Consider the following 737-nt stretch of genomic DNA (forward strand, 5'->3'; position numbering starts at 1 on the left):
CAGGCGGAGCTTTACCCGGACAACGTGGCCGCCGTCATGAACGAGCGGCAGCTGACCTACCGCGAGCTGAACGAGCGATCCAACCGCCTTGCGCGGAAGCTGCGGGAGACGGGAGTAGAAGCGGACCAGCTGGTAGCGATTCTGGCCGAACGCTCGCTCGATATGGTTGTCGGCATTCTGGCGATTCTCAAAGCGGGCGGAGCATACGTGCCTGTCGATCCCGACTACCCGGAGGAGCGCATCCGCTTTATGATCGAGGATTCGGGCGCGCCGTTATTGCTGATTCAAAAGCATCTGCACGAGAAGACCGACTTTGCAGGAACGCGCCTTGAATTGGACGATTTCGTTTGGGGCGACAGAGGGGCGGACTCCGCCGATGCGTTGGACGCTTCGAACCTGGAGCCGATTTCCGGGCCGGCCAACCTGGCTTATGTCATCTACACGTCGGGAACGACCGGCAGACCGAAAGGAACGCTGATCGAGCATAAGAACGTCGTGCGCCTCCTGTTCAACGACAAGAACCTGTTTGACTTCGGGCCATCCGACACGTGGACGCTGTTCCACTCGTTCTGCTTCGATTTCTCCGTCTGGGAAATGTACGGAGCGCTGCTGTATGGAGGCAAGCTGGTCATCGTACCGCCACTCACGGCGAAAAATCCGGCCGATTTCCTGGCGCTGCTGGGCCGCGAACAGGTCACGATTTTGAACCAGACGCCAACGTACTTCTACCAGCTGCT

1 protein-coding gene is annotated in these 737 nt (G+C 59.2%); it reads left to right on the plus strand.

Annotated elements, in window-relative coordinates:
• On the plus strand, window positions 1-737 hold a 737-nt coding region (locus NLX73_RS24835), incomplete at both ends, for an AMP-binding protein (RefSeq protein WP_254327610.1).

This window comes from Paenibacillus sp. CH40 (genome assembly GCF_024213605.1).
Lineage (GTDB): Bacteria > Bacillota > Bacilli > Paenibacillales > Paenibacillaceae > Paenibacillus > Paenibacillus polymyxa_B.